This window comes from Kribbella jiaozuonensis, assembly GCF_005233875.1.
Taxonomy (GTDB): Bacteria; Actinomycetota; Actinomycetes; order Propionibacteriales; family Kribbellaceae; genus Kribbella; species Kribbella jiaozuonensis.
This window is the reverse complement of record NZ_SZPZ01000006.1, coordinates 415,733-439,922: the sequence shown is the minus strand read 5'-3', so window position 1 is coordinate 439,922 and position 24,190 is coordinate 415,733. Positions and strand designations below refer to the sequence as shown.

Below are 24,190 nucleotides of genomic sequence, written 5' to 3'. Positions count from 1 at the left end.
GCAACCCGGATCACATCCAGGACCCGGACCGGGTGCTCGGAGTTTGAGAGAATGGTTGCAGACGCCATCTATTGATCGGAGCATCATGAATCACCCGACCAAGACGACGTTGCCAGGGATCGGTACGCGGTACGACCTGGTCACCGAGGGCGGCAAGCACGTCTCGGTGGTGGTGCACAACGACGGCCGGCGGTTCCTCGGCTTCCACGATCCGGAGGACGACGACACCTGCCAGGCCACGGTCCCGCTCGGCCAGAGCGAGGCGGCGGCGCTCGCGCAGCTGCTGATCCCGGAGTCGATCGACCCGGTCCGGGGCGAGATCGAGATCGACCTGGTCACCGAGCACATCCCGATCACCGCCAAGTCGCCGTACTCCGGGCGCACGCTCGGCGACACCCAGGCCCGCAGCCGGACCGGCGCGTCGATCGTCGCGGTACTGCGGCGTACCGGAGCGACGCCCTCGCCGACGCCGGACTTCCGGTTCGCGATCGGCGACACCCTGGTCGTGGTCGGCACCCGCGAGGGCGTGGATGCCGTGGCCGACCTGATCGCGGGTGGGTGAGATGCACGAGAACATCACCGCCCTGCTGATCGAGCTCGGCGCCGTCATCCTTGCTCTCGGCATCCTCGGCCGGATCGCCGGCCGCCTCGGCTTCTCGCCGATTCCGCTGTATCTGTTGGCCGGGCTCGCGTTCGGGCACGGCGGATTGTTGCCGTTGGCAGCGAGTGAGGAGTTCGTTGCCACCGGCGCCGAGATCGGTGTGATCCTGCTGCTGTTGCTGCTCGGGCTCGAGTACACCGCGTCGGATCTGGTCGGCACGCTGAAGACGCAGTACGTCTCGGGTGCGGTCGACTTCCTGCTGAACGCGTTGCCCGGTGCTGCCGTGGCGTTGCTGCTCGGATGGGGTCCGGTGGCGGCGGTGGCGTTGGGCGGTGTCACCTGGATCTCGTCGTCGGGCGTGATCGCGAAGGTGGTCGGCGACCTCGGCCGATTGGGTAACCGAGAGACGCCCGTCGTACTGGGGATCCTGGTGCTCGAGGACCTGTCGATGGCGGTTTATCTGCCGATCCTCACCGCGCTGCTCGCGGGTGTCGGTTTGGCCGGTGGCAGCATGACGCTGTTGATCTCGCTGGGGACAGTCAGCGTGGTGCTGTTCATCGCGCTGCGGTACGGACGGGTGATCAGCCGGGCGGTGTCCTCCGACAACCCCGAGATGCTGTTGCTGGTCGTACTCGGGCTGACGTTGCTCGTCGCGGGGATTGCGCAGCACCTGCAGGTGTCGGCGGCGGTCGGTGCGTTCCTGGTCGGGATCGCGTTGTCGGGCGAGGTCGCGCATGGTGCCCGGAATCTGCTCGCTCCGCTGCGTGATCTGTTCGCCGCGGTGTTCTTCGTGTTCTTCGGGTTGAGCACTGATCCGGCGAAGATCCCGCCGGTGCTGGCGATCGCGTTCGGCCTCGCCGTACTCACCGCGCTCACCAAGATCGCCACCGGCTGGTACGCCGCACGCCGGGCCGGCATCTCGACCGCAGGACGCTGGCGCGCCGGCGGGACGTTGGTGGCGCGGGGCGAGTTCTCGATCGTCATCGCCGGCCTCGCCGTCGGGGTCGAACCCAAGCTCGGCCCGCTCGCAACGGCGTACGTGCTGATCCTCGTCATCCTCGGTCCGGTCGCCGCCCGCTACACCGAGCCGCTCGCGCGGCGCCTGTTCAAGTCCAAGCCGAAGGCCGCCGTGCCCGTTGCCGAGCGGGTCGAGACGCCCAGCTAGAACAGCTTGTCGCCCTGTTCGTGATCGAGCAGGGCTCGTTTGCGTTCGATGCCGCCGCCGTAGCCGGTCAGGCTACCGGTCGAGCCGACCAGGCGGTGGCACGGAACGATGATGCTGATCGGGTTCTTGCCGTTCGCGAGACCGACGGCGCGGGCCGATTGGGGTTTGAGTCCGAGCGCCGCGGCGAGACCGCCGTACGTGGTGGTCTCGCCGTACGGGATGTCCTGGAGGGCCACCCAGATCTGGCGCTGGAAGTCGGTACCGCGCAGGTGCAGTGGTACGTCGAACTTCGTGCGGCCGTGGTGGAAGTACTCGTCGAGCTGCTCGGCGACCGCCGGCAGGGTCGAGTCGTCACGGTCGCCGAAGCCGGCTTCGTCGGGGCGGTAGCGCTGCTGGTCCATGTACAGGCCGGTCAACTCGCCCGCGTCGGTCCCCACCAGGGTGAGGGGACCGAGCGGGCTGTCGATGACGGCGTACGTCACTTGGTGGACTCCCACTGGGCGCGGTCGATCCGGTAGAGCACGTGCCGGCGCAGGCGGTGGCCTTCCTTGACCCGTGGGTGATCGAAGTCGCCCGCCTCGTCGTGCACCATGCCGATCCGCTGCATCACCCGCTGCGACGGCAGGTTCGTGGTCGCGGTGAACGAGACGATCTCGTCCAGCCCGACCGGGCCGAACGCGTACGCCAGCGCGGCCCGGGCCGCCTCGGTCGCATAACCGTTGCCCCAGGCACCTTTCGACAGACGCCAGCCGATCTCGACCCCGGGCAGGAACGGCGCGTCGAACGTCGGTACGTTGAGCCCGGTGAAGCCGATGAACTCCCCGGTGTCCTTCGCCTCCAGCGCCCACAGGCCCCAACCGCGGCCGTCGAGGTGCGGGACGTTCAGATCGATCAGGGCGTCGCTCTGCTCACGGGTCTGCAGGGCCGGAAAGTGCTCCATCACCGCCGGGTCCGCGTTCAGGGCGGCGAACGGCTCCCGATCGGAGTCACGCCACTGACGGAGCAACAGACGGTCGGTGGTCAAATCGGTCATTCTCACTCCGGAATCTTGTTGATCGCGTGGTCACCGGTGGCCCACAGGTACTGCACGGCGTACGCACGCCAAGGCCGCCACGCGCGAGCGTGGTCGGTCAGGAGTTTGGGGGCCTCGGGCAAGCCTAGGTCACGAGCGGCGTACCGGATACCTAAATCACTGGCCACAAAGGCATCCGGGTCGCCCAGCGCGCGCATCGCGATCGACTCGACGGTCCACGGCCCGATCCCCGGCAACGCGGCCAACTGCTCCCGCGCACGATCCCAGTCCGCCCCCGCGCCCAGGTCGATCTCCCCGTCGGCGAGCGTCCGGACCAGCGTCGTCAACGTCGTACGACGGGACTTCGGGAACGCCAGCGTCTCCGGATCGAGCCCGGCCAGCGCCTGCGTCGTCGGGAACAGATGCGTCAGCCCACCGGCGGCATCCTCGATCGGCTCGCCGTGCTGCAGCACCAGGCGATGCGCGTGCGTACGTGCGGCCGCGGTCGACACCTGCTGACCGAGCACCGCGCGTACGGCGAACTCCTCGCCGTCGACCGTATGCGGAACCCGTCGGCCCGGCGCCTTCACGATCAGCGGCGCGAGCACCGGATCCTCGCTGAGCAGGTCGTCGACCGCGACCGGATCCGCGTCGAGGTCGAGCATCCGCCGGCAACGGCTGATCGCGATCGCGAGATCGCGCTGATCGGTGAGCGAGAGCTGGCACGCGATGTGGTCGGGCATCGGCCGCAACGCGACCACGCCGTGACCGTGCGGGAGACGCAGCGTGCGGCGGTAGTGGCCGTCGCGCCACTCCTCGACGCCTGGCACCCCGGTCGCGATCAGGTGGCCGAACAGGTTGTCGGGCGTCAACGGCGCACGGAACGGGAGGCGCAGCGAGATCGTGCCCGGCGCGGCGGTCGCCGTACCGCGGCGGGCGCGGCGACGCAGCTCGGTCGGAGCGAGCGCGAAGACTTCCTGCACGGTCTCGTTGAACGTCCGTACGCTCGAGAACCCGGCGGCGAACGCGACGTCCGCCATCTGCAGGTTGCTGGTCTCGATCAGGAGCCGCGCGGTCTGGGCCCGCTGCGCCCGGGCGAGCGCGAGCGGCCCGGCGCCGAGCTCGGCCAGCAGCTGCCGCTGCACCTGCCGCACGCTGTACCCGAGCTGGCCGGCCAACCCCGGCACGCCGTCGCGGTCGACCACCCCGTCCGCGATCAGGCGCATCGCGCGGGCCACCAGGTCGGCGCGGTCGTTCCACTCCGGGGAGCCCGGGCTCGCGTCCGGACGGCACCGCTTGCAGGCGCGGAATCCGGCCTGCTGGGCGGCGGCCGCGCTCGGGTAGAAGCGCATGTTCTCGACCTTCGGCGGCACTACCGGACAGCTCGGCCGGCAGTAGATCTTCGTGGTCAGAACAGCCGTGAAGAACCACCCGTCGAACCGCGCGTCCTTGGACTGGACGGCCCGGATACATCGCTCCCTGCACTCGTACACGTCCTCCAGCATCCCTGCCGCCACCGACAGTCGCTAGCGGTTTTACGACATGGAGGTGGACCGGGTCGCGGTTTTGCGACGCCACGATCCGGCGTCGGATTCCTGCCAGCTTCACCGTCACGGCTCGCGTGGACTGGTTCACATGAACGAACTGCTTGGCAAGAAGGCAATGGTGACAGGTGGCAGCCGCGGGATCGGCGCCGCGACCGCGATCGCGCTGGCGGAGAAGGGCGCCGACGTCGCGATCACCTACAACGCGTCCGCGGATGCGGCGGCAACAGTCGTGAAGGAGATCGAGGGCCTCGGTCGGCGTGCTGTTGCACTCGCGATCGACGCCGCGGATGCGGTTGCGGTCGGTGACGGCGTACGGCGGGCTGCGGAAACCCTTAGTGGGTTGGACATTCTCGTGAACAACGCCGGGGTGGGTGCGATCGCGCCGATCACCGAGCTGACGCCGGCCGCCGTGGATCGGGTGGTCGCGGTCAACATCCGGGGCGTGTACGCCGCCACGCAGGCCGCCGTACCGCTGCTGTCCGACGGCGGCCGGGTGATTCATCTCGGCAGCTGCGCGGCCGGCCGGGTCACGAGTCCTGGTATGACGCTGTACGCGATGAGCAAGGCTGCGCTGGTCGGACTGAGCAAGGCGCTGGCTCGCGAGCTGGGCGCCCGCAACATCACCTCGAACGTCGTCCAGCCGGGGCCGATCGACACCGACATGAACCCGGCCGACGGCCCGTTCGCGGCGACGCAGATCGCGGACCTCGCGCTGGACCGTTTCGGCAGCCCGCTCGAGGTCGCCACGGCGATCACCTACCTGGCGGGCCCGGCCGGCGCCTACATCACCGGCACCGAACTCACCATCGACGGCGGGCACACCGCCTGAATTGTCGGAGGTCGTCTCTAGTCTCAGCAGCATGAAGTTCTCGGTCACTGTTGGGGCGGTGGGTGACGGGCGGGATCCACGCGGGCTGGCTGAGCTCGCCCGCGCGGTGGAGGACTGTGGCTGGGACGCGTTGTTCCTGGAGGACTACCTCGTCTACCAGGGCGACGCGTCCCAGCCGACGTACGACCCGTGGATCTGCATGGCCGCGATGGCGGTCGCGACGGAGCGGATCAGGATCGGTACGACGGTGACGCCGCTCCCCCGGCGCCGGCCGTGGAAGGTGGCGGCGGAGGCTGTTGCGTTGGATCACCTGTCCGGTGGGCGCATGGTGCTCGGGGTGGGGATCGGGGATCCGGGCGATCCGTTCATGGAGGGCCGGAGTCCCAAGGTGCTGGCGGAGATGCTGGACGAGGGGCTGGAGTTGATCGATCGGCTCTGGAGTGGGGAGCGGGTCACCTTCACCGGCAAGCACTACCGGTTGGAGGACGTGCAGTTGACGGCTCGGCCGGTGCAGGAGCCACGAATTCCTGTCTGGGTGGGCGGGAACATGTTGGTGCCTGCCGTGCGGCGGCGGATTGTGCGGTGGGGTGGGTCTTGCGCTTATAAGGGGAGCACCGATGCGCCGCAGACCATCACTCCTGATGATGTCCTCGGGCTGTTGGCGGAGGGGGCGCACGAGGTGAAGGTCAGTGGGGGTGAGCCCACGGCGTTCGCGGAGGCGGGGGCCGCGTGGTGGGGGCGGTGGATCGCGCCGATGGGGGTCGAGGAGACGTTGGCGATCGTGCGCCAGGGTCCGCCGCCACTCTGAACCGTTGACAGGTTTGGAGGGGCCGGGGCAGACTGCGGATGTTTTTAACGTTCAAAACGTCCGTGGGAGGTCGCTGTGGCTACGCTCAAGCAGGTCGCCGCCCACGCCGAGGTGTCGGTGCAGACGGTATCGAACGCGCTCAACGCCCCGCACCGGCTCCGGCCGGACACCCTCGAACGCGTGAACAAATCGATCGAACTGCTCAACTACCGGCCCAATCGTAACGCCCGCAGTCTGCGCACCAGCGCGGTCGAACTGATCGGGTACTGCGTCCCGAACTGGCCGAACCAGACCCATCTCGTCATGGACCAGTTCCTGCACGCGCTCTGCGCCGCCGCCGAACGCACCGGCCGGCACATCCTGCTGTTCACCGCACCGCCCGGCGTCGACGGCATGCCGACGTACGACGATCTGCACGCGCGTCGGCTGGTCGACGGGTTCGTGCTGTCGCAGACCGAGACGCACGACCCGCGGCATGCGTGGCTGAAGGAGCAGGGCATCCCGTTCGTCAGCTTCGGGCGGGTGTGGAAGGAGACCACGCAGCCTGGTCCTTGGGTGGATGTTGACGGTGCTGCTGGTTCGGCGATGGCGGTCCGGCATTTGTACGAGACCGGTCGGCGGCGGATCGCGTTCATCGGCTGGCCCAAGTCGTCCGGTCTCGCCGAGGACAGGTACGGCGGTTGGCGGGACGAGTGCAAGAAGCTCGGGCTGCAGACCACCGGGCTGTCGATCCGGTGCCGCGAGGACAGCCTGGACGAAGGCGCCCGCGCGACCGCGGCGCTGCTCGACGCCGGGCGGGAGCTCGACGGGATTGTTGCCCTGAGCGACATTCTCGCGCTCGGCGCGCTGCGCGAGCTGACCCGTCGCGGTATCACCGCCGGCCGGGAGATCGGCCTCACCGGCTTCGACGACTCACCCCTGGCCGACGTCGTCTCCCCCGGCCTGACCAGCCTCCGGCAACCGATGGATGACATCGCCGGCGAACTGATCGAGATCCTCACCGGCGCGCCCGACGGTACGCCGACCGAACGCTTACTGCAGCCAGAACTGGTGATCAGGGGCAGCTCGGCCCCTGGCTGATCCCCGGCGCTGTCCCCCCGGCGCCGCGAGAAGGAGGAAACCGCCAATGACTCCCGATCCGACCAACCGAAGTAGACAAACCAGCTCCGCCCCACCAACCCCGCAGTCCGCTCCACCCGCCCGGCAGTCCGGCGCCGCCACGCGGCGCCCGGTGCGTCGCACCGCGGGCATCGCGCTGCTCGCCGCCGCGACCGTGCTCGCCGGCACGGCGTCCGCCCTCGCGGGCCCGTCCACCACCGGCTCGGCCGGCGCCGCCTCAGGCCCCACCACGAACTCCACGACAACAACTGCTGGATCGTCTGAGCTTTCCGAGACGACTCGGCTTGCTGATCGGCGGTCGCTGGTGGTTGGCGATCGGGCCTACGCGATGGGTGATGAGACCGGCCTCTACCCCGCCACCGGATGGCACATCCGTGGTGAGATGGGTGGCTTCTGGTCGCAGCCGATCAAGTTGCTCGACGGGATCTGGTTCGGGCTCGACGGTAACTGGCTCGGCAAGGACGTCGCTGCCGCGAAGTACACCAGTGGCCAGGGCTACAGCCGGATCGACTACTCCGGTTCCGTCAACGTACGCCGTACCGACTTCGTCCCCGACGGGGTCCGCGCGACGCTGGTCGGCCTCACGCTCAGCTCGAGTACGGCGAAGACGGTGAAGCTCGACGTCGACGCGCACTCCGAGCTGATGCAGTCGTACCCGTGGGACTGGACCACCCCGGGCGCAGCCGACGCCAACCTGCCCGACACCGGCGACTACACCAACGGCGCGCTGCGGTTCCGCGAGCAGGGCACGCCGTCGTACCCGAACGCGACCGCCCACGACTACGCCGCGTTCGTCGGATCGTCCCTGCGTCCGACGGATCACCAGCTCGGCCCGGACCACCGCGGACCGCAGAGCCCCGCGGTGATCTGCCCGAAGGACGGTACGACGCCCGCCCGCTGCGACGACTCGCTCGTCGGCAAGGGCACCGGCGGCCGGCTCACGTACGACGTGAAGCTGTCGGCCGGTCAGCAGAAGACGATCTGGTTCGCCGTGGCCGGATCGGACCAGGGCAGCCAGGCCGCCGCACGCGAGTACGGCAAGGCGCTGAGCAACCCGGACAAGTTGCTGCGGGCAAAGACCGCCTTACGGCAGCAGATCGACGCGCAGTCCGCAGTGGACCTTCCTGGTGACCGGCTGCTGCAGCAGAGCGTCGAGTGGAGCAAGCAGAACCTCGCCGACTCGGTGCAGGAGGCGCACAACCTGCAGATCCGGGACGTCAACGAGGGCAAGGACTACCCGGCACCGGCCGGGACGGTGCAGACCGCGCGCTGGTTCGGCGCCGGCTTCCCGGACTACCCCTGGCTGTTCGCGACCGACGGCGAGTACACCGCCTTCGCCGCGGTCGCAGCGGGTCAGTTCGACACCGTCAAGTCCCACCTCAAGGCGCTGCGCGATGTCAGCGACATCCTGAACAACCGCAGCGGCAAGGTCGCGCACGAGGTCACCCCGACCGGCTCGGTGTACTTCGGTTCGAACCAGAGCGCGGGCAACACCGACGAGACGGTGAAGTTCCCCAGCACCGTTGCGCTGCTGTGGCGCTGGACGGGTGACAACAAGTTCCGCGACGACATGTACGACTTCAGCGTGCGGAACCTTCAGTACGTGTACCGCGAACTGGACAAGGACGGCGACGGCTGGCCGGAGGGGCTCGGCAACGTCGAGCGCACCGGGATGGGTGTGGAGAAGCTCGACAACACCGTCTACCTGATCCGCGGTCTGACCGACCTCGCCGACCTCGCCGCGTCGAAGCACGACACGAAGGTGCAGCAGTGGGCGACTACCCGCGCGAACGACCTCGAGTCCCGCTTCGAGGCACAGTGGTGGGTACCGCAGGCGATGGGGTACGCCGACTCGATCGACGACCCGGCCAACCCGGCGAACGACAACACGCCGATCTTCCAGCGGCACTGGATCGGCGTCACGCCGATGGAAGCGGTACTGAACCACCCGGGCAAGCCGGCCTCACCGCTCGCCTCGACCGCCAACGCGAACACGGCGCTCGACCAGCGCGAAACGGCTTGCTACACAGGCGAATTCGGCCTGTTCCACACCGGCACCGGCGCGACGTCGGACCCGGCCGGCAACCCCGGCGCGACGTGCGACCCGGTCGTGTCGCAGGTGAAGAGCGAGCGCAGCATCTTCGGTCTGAACACGTCGATCATGGCCGTTGCGGAAGGCAACTTCGGCCGGTTGGGCGCCAAGCAGCAGCAGGCGTACACCACCGGTAACGCCCGGATCCAGCTCGACCCGTCGGTCTGGGAGACCCCCGGCGCGATGCCGGAGATCGCCCCGTCACCGGACTCGGCGGCGAACATCGGCCGGCCGTTCTACGACCGCTCGATGGCGCTGCAGGCCTGGGGTGCGTACGGCATCCTCTGGCCGGTGATCCACCAGCAGCTCGGCGTCGACCCCGACCTCGGGCACGGCCGGATCGCCGTCGTACCGCAGCTGCCGCAGGGCCAGCAGAAGGTGGCCGGTAGCAACATCCGGGTCGGCCGCGGCTCGGTCGATGTCTCCGCACGCCTTACAGGTAAGGCGTTGTCGACCGACGTGACCGCGAAGGGCGTCGGCGCGACGCTCACGGTCGGCGCCGTACTGCCGTCCGGGGCGAAGGTGAAGAGCGTGTCGGTCGACGGCCACGCGGCGCAGTACAAGCTCGTCACCACCACGCGCGGGACCGAGGTCCAGGTGCCGGCGAAGGGCTCTCACACCGAACTGAGAATCACACTCCGCTGAGAGAGATCCCTGCACAGAACCCCGAGGTCGTTCGCGACCTCGGGGTTCTGTTTTCTGCACTGGTGAGTTCAAGAAGGCGAGCCCCTCCGAGTATGAGTCGGAGGGGCCCGCACCAGCTGAAGGAAGGTGACGTCTCCAGCTTCCCGATACGGGTCCGTGGAGGCCGGCAGACCCCGTCACCGGTCTACCTCGGTGGGGATCCCCACCGCTAGGGCCCTCGGTTTCCGATCGACCCGCCACTCCAGTCCGAAGCGGCGTGTCGACATTTCTACGCTCTTGAACGGGGGTCGCACAAGCCTTTCCTGGCAACAGTTTTGGTCGTCCACAGTGATCGCGCAACCATCCACAGAAACTGTCCCGGTTATACACACCCCCTGTGCATAACGTGTCTTAGCCCTTAGCGGGTTTGAGCGCCATCGGTTGCAGAATGCGATACCCGGCATACACACCGAGCGCGCTGACCGCGAGCACCGACGGTACGGCGACGGCGAGCGGTGGCCGGTGATACCCGGCGTTGGTGAGGATGTCGGCGAGCCATTGCGCGACGAGCAGGAACTCGGCCGCCACCGCCGGGATCAACGCCAGCGGCAGCATCAGCAGACCGCGCCAGACGCCGAAGCGAACGAAGGTGATGCCGAGCAACCAACCCGTCACCTCATGGGACAGGATCAGCAGGAAGAACTCGGCGAACACCAGGCCGACCTGCGAGGTGCTGGTGAACAGGTGCGGGTTGTTCAACTTGTCGGGCCAGCCCTGCCATGCGTAGATCAAGTGCTCGATCTGGTAGGCCAGCACCCAGACGATCGAGGTGGCTGCCGCGGCGCCGGTCAGGTAGATGCCTGAGGCAACCGCATACATCCGCCGGGTGACACCATGCGCGACCAGCAGCACCAGGTACGCCGGGGTGAGTGTCACGCCGATCGCCAGCGAGAAGTACTTCGGCGACTGGGTGCCGTAGTCCCACATGCTGCTGGTGACGCCGCTGGTCACGAGCTGGATGACGAGCCCGATCGCCAAGAACGCAACGAGCATCACGATCCAGTAGCCGACGAGCATCTGGCGCAGACCGACGGTCATCGACAACAACACCGTCTTCAACCGGCGCCAGTCGGTGGCCTCGCGCGGAAGCGTCGCCTCGGCCGTGGTGGTCATGAGCGGGCTCCTGTCAGATGGACGAAGAGATCCTGCAGGCCGACCGGACCGATCTCCAGACCGGCGGCAGCCGCGTCCGCCAGCAGCGCCGGATCGAGGTCGCCGAGAACCGTCGTGGACTTGGTGCCGCCGAGCCGCTCCTCCGCGAGCACGGTGAAGCCGACGGTGAACTTGTCCACGGCCGCGGCCGGTCCGACGATCGAGGCGCCGCGGCCGCGCAACGAGTCCACCGGTGACTGCGTGACGAGGCGGCCGTTGTCGAGGATGACGACCTCCTCGAGCATCGCGCTGACCTCGCTGACCAGGTGGGTCGACAGCACGAACGTGCGCGGTACTTCGGTGTAGTCGGCGAGCAGGGCGTCGTAGAACAGGTTCCGCGACGGGACGTCCATGCCGAGGTAGCTCTCGTCGAAGATCGTCAGCGGAGCGCGGCTGGCGAGCCCGAGGACGACGCCGAGCGCGGACTTCTTACCGCGGGAGAGCTTCTGGATCTTCTTGTTCAGCGGCACTTCGAAGCGGTCCAATAGGTCGCCGGCGAGCTCGGCATCCCAGTACGGCCGGAGCGCGGCCGCGAGACTGATCGCTTGTTTGACTGGTACTGCGTCGGGCCGGTCGCCGGATTCGCGGATCAGGCAGAGCCGGCTGGTGACGACGGCGTTCTCGTACGGCTCCTGCGCCGTACCGAGGTCGCCGCCCTCGATCAGGACGCGACCCTCGTCAGGCCGCCGGAATCCGGCCAGGACCGCGGCGAGCGTGCTCTTCCCGGATCCGTTGCGGCCGAGCAGCCCGTGGATCTTGCCGGGCGCCAGCCGCAGATCGAGCCGGTCCAGCGCCGGCACGCCGGCGAACCGGACCGAGAGGTTCTCGGTCCTGACGGTCAGGGCGGTGGTCATCAGGCGTCTCCGTACGTGCGGATGTGCTGGAGGATGTCTTTCAAGGGGATGCCGATCGCTTTGGCCTCGCGGATCATCGGGTCGACGACGTCGGCGAAGAACGAGTCGCGGCGGCCGGTGCGGAGCAGGTCGCGGGCGTTCGGGGAGACGAACATCCCGATACCGCGCTTCTTGTACAGCACGCCCTCGTCGACCAGCTGCGCGAAACCTTTGGCCGCGGTGGCCGGGTTGATCCGGTAGAAGGCGGCGTACTGGTTGGTCGACATCACCTGCTCGTCCTCGGCCAGCGCGCCGGTCACGATGTCGTTCTTGATCTGGTCCGCGATCTGCAGATAGATCGGACTCCGGTCGTCGAACACAACCCCACCCCCTTCCTTGGTTAGTTACTTGAGTAACGAACCATAGCACCCCCCGGGGTCACCCGCCGGCGGATTGCCCCTGCTGGATCGCCTTCTTCAGCGCCGGTACGACGGGACCGACGCGCACCGCGAGCTGCGCCAGGCGGTCCTTGTGCCGGATCCGCTGCTCCTTGCTGACGATCGTGCGCAGGTCCGCGGTGGACGCGAGTACGACGATCGAGGCGTCGCGCAGGTCCACCCGCGACACCAGCCGCGAGGCGCGCAGCGTGTCATGGGCGGCCTGGAGCAGCTGCCGCCGCATCAGCGGGTGCCGGACCGTGATGCGATCCGCCGGGATGATCCCGAGAATCCGATGCGGCTCCACCTTGATCAACCGCGCCCGCTCGAGCTCGTCGCGAACCCGGCGTACGGTCACCCCGCCCCGCCGATCAATCCAGTGCCGCCACCGCCGCGGGCCCACCGCCCGCAGTTCCTCCAACACCCCGGCCGACACCACATCCCGCGGAGCCGGCACCGCCGTCACCCGCACCCGCCCACCCTCGTCAACCACATTCCCCGCCAGCTGCAGGTCCACAAGCGTCGCCGCCCGCAGCACCTTCCCGATCTTCGACCGCGCACCCAGCCGCCCCCGCTCCGGATCGCAACACAGCAAGAACATCCGGGCCGCCAACGAGTCCGGCGTCTGGAGATTGCCTAGAGCAACTACCTTCCGGGCAGGCCGCGGCGTACGTCGCAACGTCTGCCCACCTCCGGCGAGCGTTTCATTCCTTCTGGTCATCGTCTTCCTCCTTCGGAGGACGGCCGGGGCGGCGGAGTTTGCCTACTCCGCCGGGGAGGCGGCCGGCGTCGGCCAGGGCCCGGCGGAGCAGGAACTCGATCTGGGCGTTGGTGCTGCGCAGGTCGTCGGCCGCCCAGCGGGCCAGCGCGTCGTGCACCACGGGATCCAGCCGGAGCAGGATCTTCTTGCGTTCGACAGCCACGGCAGACGACCACTCACTGGTAGAGCGAGCCGGCGTTGACCACCGGCTGGGCGTCACGGTCGCCGCACAGCACCACCAGCAGGTTGCTGACCATCGTCGCCTTCCGCTCCTCGTCCAGCTCGACCACCTCGTGCTCGGACAGCCGGTCCAGCGCCAGCTCGACCATGCCGACCGCACCTTCAACGATCCGCTGCCGGGCCGCGACGACGGCACCCGCCTGCTGCCGCCGCAGCATCGCCTGGGCGATCTCCGGCGCATACGCAAGGTGGGTGATCCGCGACTCGATCACATGCACACCGGCCGCGTGCACCCGAGCACCGATCTCGGCCGACAACTTCTCGGTGATCTCGTCCGTGCTGTCCCGCAGCGACAACACCTCGCCATCGGGATGTACGTCGTACGGATAGCTGTTGGCGATGTGCCGGACCGCGGTCTCGGTCTGGATCGCGACGAACTCGACGAAGTCGTCCACCTCGAACATCGCCTGCGCGGTGTCCTCGACCTGCCAGACCACCACCGCGGCGATCTCGATCGGGTTGCCGTCGGCATCGTTGACCTTGGCAACGGCCGTCTCGTGGTTGCGGATCCGGGTGGAGACCTCACGCCGCGAGGAGATCGGGTTCACCCAGCGCAGCCCGTTGGTCCGCACGGTCCCGGAGTACCGCCCGAGGATCTGTACGACCCGCGCCCGGCCCGGCGACACCGGGGTCAGCCCGGCGGCGACGATCAGGCCGACCACGAACACCGCGATCGCGAGCACGACCTCCGCACCCCGATCGTGGGTGGCGCCAATGATGAAACCGGCCACCCCTGCCACCAGCAGCACGAACGCCAGCAGCGCCATCGGCCAACCGTTCAGATCCCGGCCGGCGCGCTCGGTCACCTTCGGGGCCGGCATCTCCACCGCGACATCCACCATCACATTGCCTCCTTCTCGAATAGCTCGAAGGTAGCAAAATGATATCACATTTACAAGTGGGTTCCGATCAGGGCAGACGGGCCGCCAGCGACTCCAGGTGGGACTGCCAGAGGGTGGAGACGGAGTTCGGCAGCGGATCGATCGCCGAGGCGCCCCAGGCGTGGATCGGGCGGATGCCGTGCAGCGCGTTGACCAGCCACGCCTCGGTCGTGTTCTGCAGGTCCTGCGGAGTGACGGCTCGCTCGGAGATCTCGACGCCCTGGCTGCCGGCGATCCGGCGCAGGAGCTGCGCTGTCACCGAAGCGAGCAGCGGCCGATCTGACTGCGGGAAGCAGAGCGTCTCGTCGTCCCACCAGACAACAGCCGAGTACGTCGCCTCGAGCACGGTCCCGTCGGCGTCGAGCAACAGGATCTCGTCGGCACGATCAGGCGCCGACTCCTTCAGCTTGCCGAGCAGCTCCAGATCCGGACCCTTCACCCGCGGCGCGGTCCGCGGATCCGGCCCCTCGTGGACGGCGACCCGCACGCGCCCGCCGATCGGCGGCGCCGGCCGCAGCTGGACGGCGAGCTCACCCGACGCCTGCAGCTCGAACCGCGGGAACCACCGCCCGAACCCGGGCAGCCGCCCGGCCTGCTCGTCCCAGAACCGTTCCGCGGCGACCCCCGCCGCGGCACACGACCGGACGAACCGTTCCCGGTGCAGCTCCAGTCCCCGGACCTTGCCATTGGCAACCAGGAACGAATCCGCCACCAGCAGACCACTCATCTCCCCCACCCTTCATCCGCGGAAAGATCCGTACCCGCGGCCCGCCCGGCCTACGGCTGCCGTTGCTTTCAGCACCATTTCTTCGTACTCCGCGACCGGGTCGGAATCCAGCACGATCGCACCCCCCGCCCCGATCACGGTCCCGTCCGGAGTCAGCACCGCCGTCCGGATCACCACACTCAGGTCCGCCCGCCCGTCCAGGGACAGGTAGCCGAGCGCACCGGAGTACACCCCGCGGGCACTCCATTCGAGCTCGTCGATGATCTCCATCGTGCGGATCTTCGGCGCACCCGTCATCGACCCCGGGGGGAAGCAGGCGCGAACCGCGTCGACCGCAGTGAGCCCGTCCCGCAACCGGCCGCGGACCGTCGTCACCAGCTGGTGCATGGTCCGGTAGCTCTCGACCTGCATCAGCTGCGGCACGGTCACGGTCCCCGGCACGCTCACCCGGCCGAGGTCGTTGCGGATCAGGTCGACGATCATCAGGTTCTCGGCCCGGGTCTTGTCGTCCTCGGCCAGCGCCTTCGCCGCGAGCTGGTCCTCGGCCGGGTCGAGATCGCGCGGCGCGGTCCCCTTGATCGGCCGGCACTCGGCCCAGCCGTCCGCGTCCACGGTCAGGAACCGTTCCGGCGACGAGCTCGCCACAGCGAGGTCGCCATACCGGAGGAAGGCGGCGTACGGCGCCGGGTTGGCCGAGCGTTGCCAGCGGAAGAACTCGAACGGGTCCTGCACGGCCGGCAGCCGGACCCGGTTCGTCAGATTGACCTCGTACGTCTGGCCGGCCTCCAGCTCCTCCAGCACCCGCGCGATACCGGCCAGGTACGTCGCCCGGTCCTGCTCGAGATGCGCCTCGAGGTCGAGCGCGGCGATCGCCGGGGCGTCGACGCTGCCCATCCACCAGTCGGCGGCGGCTGTCTCGGCACGATCCAGCCAGCTCTCGCCGGCGCCGGGCTCGTCGACGGCGACGAGATAGGTCCGGTCGTGATCGTGGTCGATGACGACGAACCGGTTCGCCCAGATCCAGAGTGCGTCCGGTGTCGGCGACTCGTGCGCGGCCCGACCGCCGGTGAGCGCCTTCAGCTCGTAACCGAAGTACCCGACGTAGCCGCCGCAGAAGAGCCCGGCCAGTTCAGCCGGCGGCTCCCCGGCCCGGTCCGCGAGCAGTTGGTTGAGCTCGGCGAAGACGTCGCCGACGGCAACATCCCTGGTGATGACCTCGGCGCCGACGCTCGTACCGAGCACGGAGACGCGTCGCGGGGCGCGGTCGGTCAGACTGCCGTCGAGCCAGTACGCGACCGGTTCGGCGGCCAGCAGCTCGCGGTAGACCGTCTCGCCGTCGAGCGCTCGATCGAGCGTCCGGACGGACCAGCGCAGCGCACTCACAAGCACACCGTACCGACCGCGGGCCCCGAACGGAGCCCGGTATTCAGGAGATGGTCAGTGCGACCTTGGTGCGCATCGCGGTGATGCGGCGGATCGGGATCGCGACCTCGAGCCCGTCCTTCGATTCGGCACGATCCGCGAGCCACCCGGCGGCGGTGTCGCGACGGACGTCCGGCGTACCCGGGAGGTAGAGCGCGTTCACCAGCCGCACGGCGTCGTCGCGGCTGCGGATCATGTAGACGTACCGCTCGCGCTGGCTCTCCATCACGTCGAACCCGGCGTGATGGAGCTGGTCCTTCAGCTCGGTGATCTCGCCGCCGGCCGGGAACTGGGGCGTCGACCGCAGCCGCGTGGTCAGACCGCTCAGCGTCCGGATGTCCCCGCGCCGCAGCGGCCGTACGGCGGGCACGATCGCCGCCAGTACGCCGCCCCGCCGCAGTACCCGGGCCGCCTCCGCGAGGACGTCAGGGAGCGGCTGGAGGACCATCAGGCCCATCGAGCAGGTGACGACGTCGAAGACCTCGTTCGCGAACGGCAGGTGCAGCGCGTCGGCCTGCACCTTCGGACCGGGCGCACCGGCGAGCTGGGCCGGGTTGTTGTCGACGCCGACTACCCAGCGCCCGTACAGCTCACGCGCCACCGGCCCGTTCCCGCAGGCGAGGTCGAGCACCCGGCGCGCCTCGCCGGAAACGGCACGGACCAGCCAGCGGTACGGCGTGTGGTCGCCGGCCACTGCCCGTGACAGCAGCGCTTCCGTGCTGCCGGGCGTGGCGGTGTGGAACTCCCGCAGGTACTGCGGCCAATCGATCGCGTTCTCAGACATTGCGGGATGACGGTACCCGTCGGCAACCCGACGTACCGCATCGGGTGCGCAGCGTTAACACAGCCTTGACGATGCTCAAACGCGGCTGACGAAGATGTGGCCGGCGGTCTCGTCGCTGATCACACCGCCCGCCTCACGGCTGCCGACCAGTACGCCGTCGGCGTCCATGATCGAGTCGACCTCGCGGCCGGGCAGGGCGCCGGCCTTCCGCAGTACGGCCATCGCGCCGTCGTCGGTCTGCACCGGCTCGGCGATCCGGCGGACGAGCACCCGCACACTCTCGCCGGTGGACTGGTCGAGGACCTGGTCCAGCGGCTCGACCCCGATCCGGAAGTCCTCGATCCCGCTCGCGATACCGCTGGTCTGCAGCTCCTCCAGCCCCGGGATCGGGTTGCCGTACGGCGACTCGGTCGGGTTGTCGAGGATCTTCAGCAGCCGCAGCTCGACCGCGTCGCTCATCACGTGCTCCCAGCGGCAGGCCTCGGCGTGCACGTCCTCCCACTCGAGCCCGATCACATCGACCAGCAGACGCTCCGCGAGGCGGTGCTTGCGCATCACCCGGACCGCCTGCTTGCGGCCGACGTCGGTGAGCTCCAGATGGCGATCGCCCTCCACCTTGATCAGACCGTCGCGCTCCATCCGCGCAACCGTCTGACTGACCGTAGGACCGGACTGGTGCAGGCGCTCGGCAATCCGGGCCCGGAGAGGGAGGATGCCTTCTTCTTCCAGCTCGTAGACGGTCCGCAGGTACATCTCGGTGGTATCGATCAGCTCGCTCACGACAACCATTCTCACCTATTGAGGCAACCCTTACCGAATCGCTGCTGGGTACTGGCGGATGATGAGCACGATGACAGCGGTGATGTGGTTCCGCCGGGACCTGCGGTTGGCGGACAATCCGGCCCTGCTCGACGCGGTTGCGGCGGGTGACGGCCGGGTTCTGGGCGTATTTGCGGTGGATCCGTTGCTCTGGGACCGGTCGGGCGATCCACGACGGGATCACCTCGCGGCGTCGCTGCGCAGCCTGTCCGAGGCGATGGGCGGACGGCTCGTCGTACGGCGTGGTGATCCGGCAACCGTCGTACCCGCTCTGGCGGACGAGGTCGGGGCTGCGAGTGTGCACATCAGCGCGGACTACGGGCCGTACGGACAACAGCGCGATCAAGAAGTTGAAGCCTCATTGAAGTGTCCGCTGAGGCGGACGGGATCGCCGTACGCCGTGGCGCCGGGACGGGTGCTGAACCAGCAGGGGCGGTCGTACCAGGTGTTCACGCCGTACTTCAAGGCATGGCTGGCGCACGGGTGGCGGCAGCCGGTGGAGGCGCCGGCCGACGTGACGTGGGTGAAGTCTTCCGGCGAGGAACTGCCGTCGTCGGGTGACGGGGCCGGCGAGCGGGCGGCGCTCGAGCACTGGAAGGCGTACCTCGAGGACGTCGCGGCGTACGACGACGAGCGCGATCGGCCCGATCTCGACAGCACGTCGCGGATGTCGGTCCCGTTGAAGTACGGCGAGATCCACCCGCGGACGATGCTCGCCGATCTGGCCCGCAGGCGCAGCGTCGGCGCGGAGGCGTACCGGCGCGAGCTGGCGTGGCGTGAGTTCTGCGCGGACCTGCTGGCGCGCAACCCGCAGGCCGCGTGGAAGCCGCTGCGTCCGGAGTTCGACAAGATGCAGTACGAGGAACCGGGCGAGCTGTTCGAGGCGTGGTGCGCGGGGCGGACCGGGTTCCCGCTCGTCGACGCCGGGATGCGGCAGCTGGCCGAGACCGGGTTCGTCCACAACCGGGTGCGGATGGTCGTCGCGTCGTTCCTGGTCAAGGATCTGCACGTGCATTGGCGGTTCGGCGCACGCTGGTTCATGCGGTCGCTGCGCGACGGCGATCTCGCGTCGAACTCGCTGAACTGGCAGTGGGTGGCCGGCTGCGGGGCGGACGCGGCGCCGTACTTCCGGATCTTCAACCCGGTCAGCCAGGGGCAGAAGTTCGACCCCGACGGTGAGTACATCCGGCGCTGGGTGCCCGAGCTGCGGCACCTCGACGGCAAGGCGGCGCACGAGCCCTGGAGGTACGGCGCCGACGCCTACCCGGCCCCGATCGTCGACCACAGCGAGGCCCGCGCCGAGGCCCTCCGCCGGTACGCCGCCATCCGCTGATCGCTGCCCGCTCTTGACGAGCGGTCGCGCCATACCCCTATAGTGCTAGTTACCTAGATGAATGGGGTTATGGATGATCGAGTTCCATCTGGACGGCCGGTCGGGGGTCTCGCCGTACCAGCAGATCGTTCAGCAGGTCCGCAACGCCTTACGGCTCGGACTGCTGCGGGAGGGTGACCAGCTGCCGACCGTGAAGGACGTGGTGGCGTCGCTGGCAATCAACCCGAACACAGTGCTCAAGGCGTACCGCGAACTCGAGCACGAAGGCCTGGTCCAGGCCCGGCCCGGGCGCGGCACGTTCGTCACCCGCACCCTCACCGACAACACCCTCGCCGCCCACGGCCCCCTCAAACAGGACCTCCGCCGCTGGCTGGCCAAGGCCCGCAAAGCCGGCCTCGACGACGAAAGCATCGAGGCCCTCTTCCTGACAACCTTTCGGTCCGCCGCTCAGGAGGACATAGCTTGACGCCCTCCCCGTCTCGGAAGACAGGGATTCCAACCATCTACGGGGAGGAGGTAGAGAGTTGAGGTTCGCGCTTCATTGCCGGCAAAACCCGCTCGGCTCCACGCGCGGTCACGGCACGCCCTGCCGCGATGTTGATAGCTGCATTCACGTCCGCATTCGCGGTGTAGCCGCATGCACGGCACCGGAAGGTCGCTTGGCTCTCGCGTGCCTTCCTGTCCCTGGTTCCACACCGCGAACAGGTTTGGGAGGTGTAAGCCGCGGCGACCTTCTGCACCCGGCCCACAGCCTTCTGCTCCAGTCGCTCGACAAGCCGTCCCCAACCATTCGCGAGGATGGCTCGGTTGAGGCCCGCCTTCTGCCGAACGTTCTTGCCCGGGGCGACAGTCGTTCCGCCGGCCGACCGAGTCATGCTCCGAATGTCCAGGTCCTCGACGCGGATCACATCGAAGCGCCGGGCGAGGTCTGTCGAGACCTGCTCGACCCAGTCCTTCCGCCGGTCTGTCTCCCGGGCCTTCAGTTTGGCGATGGCCGCCTTGGTGCGGATCCGGCGATTCGAGCCAGGACTGGCTCGCGCGAGTCGACGCTGCAATCGACGAAGGCGCTTCCGCTCAGCCGGCCGGGGCGCCGGACAGACGAGGAGCTGGCCGGTCGACAAAGCAGCGGACACGGCCACGCCTCGATCTACTCCGACGACCCGACCGTTGCCGGGTGCAAGGATCGGCTCCGGCCTCGCCGCGAACGCAATGTGCCACCTGGAGGCTGCATCCCGGGTGATTCGGTACGACCTCGCCGCCGGCAATGTCCTGGACAGCCGGAATCTGATCCAACCGACCTTCGGAACCAGAACCTTCGCCCACTTGCGCGACAGGCGCTCAACACGACCGGCCTGACTGCCGACGACTCGAAAACCTTCGCGCCGACCGGCCTTCCGCCAGGTCGGACGTCGGCGGGCGCCGGTGAAAAACGCCTTCACTGCATGATCGAAGTCCCGCAACGCCTGTTGCTGCACGGTCTGAGAACCCGCACGCAGCCAGTCGTGCTGTCTCCGAGCTTCGGTCAGTTGCCGCATCTGAACAACGAGGCCGGGAGCGGACAACCGACGTCCTGGCCGCCACATCGACCATTGCTCGAGCGCCAGATTCCAAACGAACCTCGCATGACTGCACTGCTCAAGCAGTCCTTCAGCTTGAGCACCGGTCGGTGCGAGGCGGTAACGCGACACCTGAACGACGTAATCAGTCGCCTCCGACATTTTCTGAAGGGAGGGAGATGGCGTCCCAGTCCCGCTGTCAGCAGTAGGACCACGCCATCGATCCGATGAACACAGTTCTGCAGGCTCAGGGGTTGGGGAAGAAGTATGGGCGGCGCTGGGCGCTGACCGATTGTGATTTGGAGGTTCCGGCTGGGCATGTGGTCGGGCTGGTCGGGCCTAATGGGGCCGGTAAGAGCACCTTGCTGAATCTGGCGGTGGGGATGTTGTCGCCCAGTGCGGGGACGGTGGAGGTGCTGGGGGCGCCGGCGGGGTCGCAGCAGGCGAAGGTTGGGTATGTTGCGCAGGACACGCCTACGTACGCGCGGTTGAGTATTGCGGACCATCTGCGGCTCGGGCGGCGGCTCAACCCGGCGTGGGACGAATCCCTTGCGCAGCAGCGGATCCAGCATCTGAAGCTCGATCCGAAGCAGCGGGCGGGGAAGTTGTCCGGTGGTCAGCGTGCACAGCTCGCGCTGACGCTCGGGCTGGCGAAACGACCGGATCTGCTGATCCTCGACGAACCCGTCGCGGCGCTCGATCCGCTGGCTCGGCGGGAGTTCTTGCAGGACCTGATGGAGGCGGTCGCGGAGCAGGAGCTCAGCGTCGTACTGTCCTCGCATCTGGTCTCCGACGTCGAGCGGGCCTGCGACTACGTGATCGTGCTCGTCGACTCCCGCGTGCAGGTCAACGGCGAGATCGACACCCTGCTGGCGACGCATTACCGGCTGACCGGTCCGCGCCGCGATCCGAAGGACATGCCGCGGGACCAGTTCGTCGTGACGGCGAGCCACACCGACCGGCAGTCGACGTACCTGATCCGGACCGACCAGCCGATCCACGATCCGGCCTGGACGGTCACCCAACTCACGCTCGAGGATCTCGTGCTGGCCTACATGGGTCGCGACGTCCAGCCGGAGCGCCCAGTCCTGGAGGTGCAGCGATGATCTGGCTGACCTGGCGACAGTTCCGCGTGCAGTTCCTGGTGGTCGCGTCGGTGATCCTCGCGGCCGCGATCTTCTTCGCCGTGACCGGGCCGAACCTGCTGGACGACTACCACCGCCTGACCGACAAGTTCATCAGCAACCTCGCCTTCGAGCGCCTCAACCCGCTGCTCTACATCATCGGCCAGGTCCTGCTGTACGCCGTTCCGCCGGTCATCGGCGCGTTCTGGGGCGCACCGATGATCGCCCGCGAGCTGGAGACGGGTACCCATCGGCTGGTGTGGAGCCAGAGCATCTCGCGCCGGCGCTGGCTCGCGACCAAGCTCGGAGTCACCGGTCTCACCGCGATCGGGATCACCGGCCTGCTCAGCCTCGCGGTGACGTGGTGGGCGGACCCGATCGACGACGCGATCAACGCAGGCCAGGACTCGAACACGTACCTGCCGCGGATGTTCCCGTCGACGTTCTCCGCCCGCGGTCTCGTCCCCGTGGGGTACGCCGCGTTCGCGTTCGCTCTCGGGGTCGCGGTGGGACTGGTGGTACGTCGTACCCTCGTCGCTCTCGCGGTCACGCTGGCCGTGGTGATCCTCGTGCAGATCCTCACGCCGCACTTCATCCGGCCGCACCTGCTCACGCCGACGGACAAGTACGTCGTGGCAACCGCGGACAACATCCGCGGCTTCGGGATCAGCGGTGACGGGCCGAACCAGCATGTGAAGGAAATGGAAGTCACGACCGGCGCGATCGGCGCGTGGAAGTTGTCCGACAACACCGTGGACAAGTCCGGCAAGGCATTGAGCACGTTGCCCGACTGGACCATGGCCTGTGCGCCCGCGCCGCCGCCGGGGCTCAAGCAGCAGCCGACCAACACGCCGGACGAGGCCGCGTGTTTCCAGCGGCTCGCCGACGAGGGGTACCGCCAGCACGTGCGCTACTTCACCGCTGACAAGTTCTGGGATCTGCAGTGGCGGGAGTTCGGGTTGTTCATGCTCGCAGCGTTCGCGCTGGTCGGGTTCAGCTTCTGGCGGATCCGGCGCGACCTGTCCTGAACCGACGTACGAGAAGGGCTGCCGCCAGCAGGGCGGCAGCCACGACCGCGGACGTCCACGGGAGGGTGACCGCGAGTATGACGCAACCGATCAGGCCGATCACGTTGACGGCGCGGGGCCAACGACGCTGATCGGCCGGTTGGGTGAAGGCGGAGGCGTTCGCGATCGCGTAGTACAGCAGGACGCCGAACGACGAGAAGCCGATCACGCCCCGCAGATCGGTGGTGAGCACCAGTACGCCGACGACCGCGGCGAGCGCCAGCTCCGCGTGGTGCGGGACCTGGTAGCGGGGATGTACGGCGGCCAGCCAGGCCGGGAGGTCCTGGTTTCGGGCCATGGCGAGCGTGGTGCGGCCGACGCCGGCGATCAAGGCGAGCAGGGCGCCGAGGCTGGCGAGCGCGGCACCGATCCGGACGATCGGTGTCGCCCAGGCCGCACCGACCCCGTCGACCGCGGACGCGAGGGGCGCCGTGGTCGACGCGGGGTCGCCGGTCCGTAGCAACGCGACGGCGACGAGCAGGTAGATGCCGATGGCAATGATCACGGCCGCGGTGATCGCTCGCGGGATGGTTATGGCGGGCTCGCGAACCTCCTCGCCCATGGTCGCGATGCGCGCATAGCCGGCGAAGGCGAAGAACAGCAGGCCGGCCGATTGCAGCACGCCGTATGCCGAGGTGGGCGTGGATGTGTGGTGGTGGGGCTCGCCAGTGAAGAGCAGGACGAGGACGAGGGCGAGTACGACGAGGGTGCAGGTCACGAGGATCCTGGTCAAACGGGCCGTCCTGGTCACACCGCGGTAGTTGACGGCGGCAAGTATCAGAACCGCTGCGAGTGCCAGCAGACGTTGCAGCCATTCGTCGGGGACGAAATAGGTAGCGAAGGTCAGCGCCATCGCAGCACATGACGCTGTCTTCCCGATCACGAAGCACCAGCCCGCGGCGAATCCCCACCACTCCCCCAGGCGTTCGCGACCGTAGACGTACGTGCCGCCCGAGACCGGGTAGACCGCGGCCAACTGCGCAGAGGAGGCCGCGTTGCAATAAGCAACAACAGCCGCGATCCCCAGGCCGAGCAGCAACCACGAGCCGGCGGCGTGCGCGGCCGGCGACCAGACCGCGAACACTCCGGCACCAACCATCGAGCCCAGCCCGATCACCACCGCATCGCCCAGCCCGAGCCGCCGGGCGAGCCTCGGCTCGTCCGGCTGCTTCGCGTGCTCCGGCTGGGATGCGCTCAT

25 protein-coding genes are annotated in these 24,190 nt (G+C 68.4%); 10 read left to right on the top strand and 15 right to left on the bottom strand.

The genetic code is table 11. The features are described 5' to 3' along the window. Positions 1 to 85 precede the first annotated feature (85 nt). Complete coding sequence (locus tag FDA38_RS37485) at positions 86 to 562, top strand: cation:proton antiporter regulatory subunit (RefSeq protein ID WP_137258909.1); 477 nt, start codon at positions 86 to 88, stop codon at positions 560 to 562. Position 563: 1 nt separating this feature from the next. Continuing rightward, on the top strand, positions 564 to 1,766 hold the full coding sequence (locus FDA38_RS37480; RefSeq protein ID WP_137258908.1) for a cation:proton antiporter: 1,203 nt from the start codon (positions 564 to 566) through the stop codon (positions 1,764 to 1,766). Here the strand turns inward: FDA38_RS37480 and FDA38_RS37475 are convergent. From FDA38_RS37475 to FDA38_RS37465, 3 genes are read right to left on the bottom strand one after another with little or no spacing between them, the layout of a single operon-like run. Beyond that, positions 1,763 to 2,248 carry a methylated-DNA--[protein]-cysteine S-methyltransferase gene (locus FDA38_RS37475; protein WP_137258907.1) on the bottom strand — a complete coding sequence of 162 codons (486 nt, stop codon included), beginning with the start codon at positions 2,246 to 2,248 and terminating at the stop codon, positions 1,763 to 1,765. The genes FDA38_RS37480 and FDA38_RS37475 overlap by 4 nt on opposite strands. After that, positions 2,245 to 2,799, bottom strand: a complete 555-nt coding sequence (locus FDA38_RS37470) for a GNAT family N-acetyltransferase (protein WP_137258906.1) — start codon at positions 2,797 to 2,799, stop codon at positions 2,245 to 2,247. The genes FDA38_RS37475 and FDA38_RS37470 overlap by 4 nt, the downstream gene beginning before the upstream one ends. A gap of 2 nt (positions 2,800 to 2,801) precedes the next feature. Beyond that, the gene (locus FDA38_RS37465) at positions 2,802 to 4,295 is read right to left on the bottom strand and encodes an AlkA N-terminal domain-containing protein (RefSeq protein WP_325053136.1); all 1,494 of its coding nucleotides are present in this window, start codon (positions 4,293 to 4,295) and stop codon (positions 2,802 to 2,804) included. A gap of 118 nt (positions 4,296 to 4,413) precedes the next feature. Here FDA38_RS37465 and FDA38_RS37460 point away from each other — a divergent pair, with 118 nt between their 5' ends. The 4 genes from FDA38_RS37460 (at position 4,414) to FDA38_RS37445 (ending at position 9,818) form a co-directional block, all read left to right on the top strand. Next, positions 4,414 to 5,154 carry an SDR family NAD(P)-dependent oxidoreductase gene (locus tag FDA38_RS37460; RefSeq protein WP_137258905.1) on the top strand — a complete coding sequence of 247 codons (741 nt, stop codon included), beginning with the start codon at positions 4,414 to 4,416 and terminating at the stop codon, positions 5,152 to 5,154. A gap of 31 nt (positions 5,155 to 5,185) precedes the next feature. Continuing rightward, positions 5,186 to 5,962: an LLM class flavin-dependent oxidoreductase gene (locus FDA38_RS37455; RefSeq protein ID WP_137258904.1), complete on the top strand. Its 777-nt coding sequence runs from the start codon at positions 5,186 to 5,188 to the stop codon at positions 5,960 to 5,962. Between the two features lie 75 nt (positions 5,963 to 6,037). Continuing rightward, positions 6,038 to 7,042: a LacI family DNA-binding transcriptional regulator gene (locus FDA38_RS37450; RefSeq protein WP_137258903.1), complete on the top strand. Its 1,005-nt coding sequence runs from the start codon at positions 6,038 to 6,040 to the stop codon at positions 7,040 to 7,042. Positions 7,043 to 7,088: 46 nt separating this feature from the next. After that, positions 7,089 to 9,818: a glucosidase family protein gene (locus FDA38_RS37445; protein ID WP_233715161.1), complete on the top strand. Its 2,730-nt coding sequence runs from the start codon at positions 7,089 to 7,091 to the stop codon at positions 9,816 to 9,818. 390 nt (positions 9,819 to 10,208) lie between these two features. On the opposite strand, the gene FDA38_RS37440 is transcribed toward FDA38_RS37445, so the two are convergent. From FDA38_RS37440 to FDA38_RS37395, 10 genes are all read right to left on the bottom strand, one after another. Further along, entirely contained in the window at positions 10,209 to 10,970 is a 762-nt protein-coding gene (locus tag FDA38_RS37440; RefSeq protein ID WP_137258902.1) for a hypothetical protein, read from the bottom strand. Further along, a complete protein-coding gene (locus tag FDA38_RS37435) occupies positions 10,967 to 11,863 on the bottom strand; it encodes an ATP-binding cassette domain-containing protein (protein WP_137258901.1) in 897 nt (298 codons plus the stop codon). The genes FDA38_RS37440 and FDA38_RS37435 overlap by 4 nt, the downstream gene beginning before the upstream one ends. After that, positions 11,863 to 12,222, bottom strand: a complete 360-nt coding sequence (locus FDA38_RS37430; RefSeq protein WP_137258900.1) for a GntR family transcriptional regulator — start codon at positions 12,220 to 12,222, stop codon at positions 11,863 to 11,865. Before FDA38_RS37430 ends, FDA38_RS37435 begins: the two co-directional genes overlap by 1 nt. A gap of 58 nt (positions 12,223 to 12,280) precedes the next feature. Next, complete coding sequence (locus tag FDA38_RS37425; protein WP_137258899.1) at positions 12,281 to 13,000, bottom strand: GOLPH3/VPS74 family protein; 720 nt, start codon at positions 12,998 to 13,000, stop codon at positions 12,281 to 12,283. After that, positions 12,984 to 13,202 (bottom strand): hypothetical protein, encoded by a 219-nt coding sequence (locus FDA38_RS37420; RefSeq protein WP_137258898.1) that lies wholly within the window; start codon positions 13,200 to 13,202, stop codon positions 12,984 to 12,986. The genes FDA38_RS37425 and FDA38_RS37420 overlap by 17 nt, the downstream gene beginning before the upstream one ends. A gap of 13 nt (positions 13,203 to 13,215) precedes the next feature. Beyond that, positions 13,216 to 14,121: an SPFH domain-containing protein gene (locus tag FDA38_RS37415; RefSeq protein WP_137258897.1), complete on the bottom strand. Its 906-nt coding sequence runs from the start codon at positions 14,119 to 14,121 to the stop codon at positions 13,216 to 13,218. Positions 14,122 to 14,188: 67 nt separating this feature from the next. Continuing rightward, positions 14,189 to 14,887, bottom strand: coding sequence for an aminotransferase class IV (locus FDA38_RS37410; protein WP_137258896.1), 699 nt, complete (start codon positions 14,885 to 14,887; stop codon positions 14,189 to 14,191). A gap of 12 nt (positions 14,888 to 14,899) precedes the next feature. Next, positions 14,900 to 16,270 (bottom strand): aminodeoxychorismate synthase component I, encoded by a 1,371-nt coding sequence (gene pabB / locus FDA38_RS37405; protein WP_137258895.1) that lies wholly within the window; start codon positions 16,268 to 16,270, stop codon positions 14,900 to 14,902. A 43-nt stretch (positions 16,271 to 16,313) separates the two neighbouring features. Further along, positions 16,314 to 17,093, bottom strand: coding sequence for a class I SAM-dependent methyltransferase (locus FDA38_RS37400; protein WP_137258894.1), 780 nt, complete (start codon positions 17,091 to 17,093; stop codon positions 16,314 to 16,316). A 75-nt stretch (positions 17,094 to 17,168) separates the two neighbouring features. Then, positions 17,169 to 17,882 carry a metal-dependent transcriptional regulator gene (locus FDA38_RS37395; protein ID WP_137259116.1) on the bottom strand — a complete coding sequence of 238 codons (714 nt, stop codon included), beginning with the start codon at positions 17,880 to 17,882 and terminating at the stop codon, positions 17,169 to 17,171. Between the two features lie 52 nt (positions 17,883 to 17,934). Here FDA38_RS37395 and FDA38_RS37390 point away from each other — a divergent pair, with 52 nt between their 5' ends. Together FDA38_RS37390 and FDA38_RS37385 are read left to right on the top strand one after the other, a co-directional pair. Then, a complete protein-coding gene (locus FDA38_RS37390; protein ID WP_325053135.1) occupies positions 17,935 to 19,245 on the top strand; it encodes a cryptochrome/photolyase family protein in 1,311 nt (436 codons plus the stop codon). A 73-nt stretch (positions 19,246 to 19,318) separates the two neighbouring features. Continuing rightward, the gene (locus FDA38_RS37385) at positions 19,319 to 19,711 is read left to right on the top strand and encodes a GntR family transcriptional regulator (protein WP_202878018.1); all 393 of its coding nucleotides are present in this window, start codon (positions 19,319 to 19,321) and stop codon (positions 19,709 to 19,711) included. Between the two features lie 37 nt (positions 19,712 to 19,748). Here FDA38_RS37385 and FDA38_RS37380 read toward each other — a convergent pair whose 3' ends face one another. After that, a complete protein-coding gene (locus FDA38_RS37380; RefSeq protein WP_233715160.1) occupies positions 19,749 to 20,963 on the bottom strand; it encodes an RNA-guided endonuclease InsQ/TnpB family protein in 1,215 nt (404 codons plus the stop codon). A 65-nt stretch (positions 20,964 to 21,028) separates the two neighbouring features. Here FDA38_RS37380 and FDA38_RS37375 point away from each other — a divergent pair, with 65 nt between their 5' ends. Continuing rightward, a complete protein-coding gene (locus FDA38_RS37375) occupies positions 21,029 to 21,907 on the top strand; it encodes an ABC transporter ATP-binding protein (RefSeq protein ID WP_137258892.1) in 879 nt (292 codons plus the stop codon). Then, on the top strand, positions 21,904 to 22,953 hold the full coding sequence (locus FDA38_RS37370; protein WP_137258891.1) for an ABC transporter permease: 1,050 nt from the start codon (positions 21,904 to 21,906) through the stop codon (positions 22,951 to 22,953). Before FDA38_RS37375 ends, FDA38_RS37370 begins: the two co-directional genes overlap by 4 nt. On the opposite strand, the gene FDA38_RS37365 is transcribed toward FDA38_RS37370, so the two are convergent. Next, on the bottom strand, positions 22,919 to 24,190 hold the full coding sequence (locus FDA38_RS37365; RefSeq protein WP_137258890.1) for an APC family permease: 1,272 nt from the start codon (positions 24,188 to 24,190) through the stop codon (positions 22,919 to 22,921). The two genes, FDA38_RS37370 and FDA38_RS37365, sit on opposite strands and share 35 nt — an antisense overlap.

What these genes read in the sequence shown, in the direction of transcription:
- FDA38_RS37485 (WP_137258909.1), top strand. Translation starts at nt 86, where the DNA reads ATGAATCACCCGACCAAGACGACGTTGCCAGGGATCGGTACGCGGTAC.
- FDA38_RS37480 (WP_137258908.1), top strand. Translation starts at nt 564, where the DNA reads ATGCACGAGAACATCACCGCCCTGCTGATCGAGCTCGGCGCCGTCATC.
- FDA38_RS37470 (WP_137258906.1), bottom strand. Translation starts at nt 2,799, where the DNA reads ATGACCGATTTGACCACCGACCGTCTGTTGCTCCGTCAGTGGCGTGAC.
- FDA38_RS37460 (WP_137258905.1), top strand. Translation starts at nt 4,414, where the DNA reads ATGAACGAACTGCTTGGCAAGAAGGCAATGGTGACAGGTGGCAGCCGC.
- FDA38_RS37455 (WP_137258904.1), top strand. Translation starts at nt 5,186, where the DNA reads ATGAAGTTCTCGGTCACTGTTGGGGCGGTGGGTGACGGGCGGGATCCA.
- FDA38_RS37445 (WP_233715161.1), top strand. Translation starts at nt 7,089, where the DNA reads ATGACTCCCGATCCGACCAACCGAAGTAGACAAACCAGCTCCGCCCCA.
- FDA38_RS37440 (WP_137258902.1), bottom strand. Translation starts at nt 10,970, where the DNA reads ATGACCACCACGGCCGAGGCGACGCTTCCGCGCGAGGCCACCGACTGG.
- FDA38_RS37435 (WP_137258901.1), bottom strand. Translation starts at nt 11,863, where the DNA reads ATGACCACCGCCCTGACCGTCAGGACCGAGAACCTCTCGGTCCGGTTC.
- FDA38_RS37425 (WP_137258899.1), bottom strand. Translation starts at nt 13,000, where the DNA reads ATGACCAGAAGGAATGAAACGCTCGCCGGAGGTGGGCAGACGTTGCGA.
- FDA38_RS37415 (WP_137258897.1), bottom strand. Translation starts at nt 14,121, where the DNA reads ATGGTGGATGTCGCGGTGGAGATGCCGGCCCCGAAGGTGACCGAGCGC.
- FDA38_RS37410 (WP_137258896.1), bottom strand. Translation starts at nt 14,887, where the DNA reads ATGAGTGGTCTGCTGGTGGCGGATTCGTTCCTGGTTGCCAATGGCAAG.
- FDA38_RS37400 (WP_137258894.1), bottom strand. Translation starts at nt 17,093, where the DNA reads ATGTCTGAGAACGCGATCGATTGGCCGCAGTACCTGCGGGAGTTCCAC.
- FDA38_RS37395 (WP_137259116.1), bottom strand. Translation starts at nt 17,882, where the DNA reads ATGGTTGTCGTGAGCGAGCTGATCGATACCACCGAGATGTACCTGCGG.
- FDA38_RS37390 (WP_325053135.1), top strand. Translation starts at nt 17,935, where the DNA reads ATGAGCACGATGACAGCGGTGATGTGGTTCCGCCGGGACCTGCGGTTG.
- FDA38_RS37385 (WP_202878018.1), top strand. Translation starts at nt 19,319, where the DNA reads ATGATCGAGTTCCATCTGGACGGCCGGTCGGGGGTCTCGCCGTACCAG.
- FDA38_RS37380 (WP_233715160.1), bottom strand. Translation starts at nt 20,963, where the DNA reads ATGTCGGAGGCGACTGATTACGTCGTTCAGGTGTCGCGTTACCGCCTC.
- FDA38_RS37375 (WP_137258892.1), top strand. Translation starts at nt 21,029, where the DNA reads ATGAACACAGTTCTGCAGGCTCAGGGGTTGGGGAAGAAGTATGGGCGG.
- FDA38_RS37370 (WP_137258891.1), top strand. Translation starts at nt 21,904, where the DNA reads ATGATCTGGCTGACCTGGCGACAGTTCCGCGTGCAGTTCCTGGTGGTC.
- FDA38_RS37365 (WP_137258890.1), bottom strand. Translation starts at nt 24,190, where the DNA reads ATGAGCGCATCCCAGCCGGAGCACGCGAAGCAGCCGGACGAGCCGAGG.